This is a genomic window from Mycoplasma zalophi (assembly GCF_025486335.1).
Taxonomy (GTDB): Bacteria; Bacillota_I; Bacilli_A; order Mycoplasmatales; family Metamycoplasmataceae; genus Metamycoplasma; species Metamycoplasma zalophi.
Genome location: NZ_JAOOPZ010000007.1, coordinates 1 through 461 on the forward strand (window position 1 = coordinate 1; position 461 = coordinate 461).

The window sequence follows — 461 nt, forward strand, 5'->3', positions numbered from 1 at the left end:
ACGCTTTAACAAAAGATATGCTTGCGTTATATTTTTCAAAAAAATTAGAAATTTTGTTTTCTTCTTTTAAATTATTTGGAAAAAAGAATGAAATTGCTTTCATATCTATTATTTTTAAAGTTGGAATTGCTCCACTTTTAACGTGTTTTCTTGTGTTTTTTTGAATGCAATTTGCCAATGCAAGATTACTTCTTTCTTTATTTAAAAGAACACCACAATGACCTGTTGCAAAGAATTTACCTCTTTGATAGTTCAAAACACCCGCATATCCATCTGTTGATCACATTATTGCATTTTCAAATAAATATTCTTTGTAATATCCTACTAACCCATTATTTAATGTTTTTGAAGAAAAAACTGGATACTTATATTGCTCAGATGGTAAGTTTTTTATTTCAGAAGTGCTTAAAATATTTCCATTAGTAACATGAAATAAATTTTCCACCTTGTCTTGAAACCAA

General features: G+C 26.9%; 1 protein-coding gene. It reads right to left on the reverse strand.

From position 1 onward, the window contains the following. A partial coding sequence (locus N8G13_RS03285; protein WP_262289465.1) for a restriction endonuclease subunit S occupies positions 1 to 445 on the reverse strand: 445 nt, incomplete at its 3' end. Between the last annotated feature and the right edge of the window lie 16 nt (positions 446 to 461).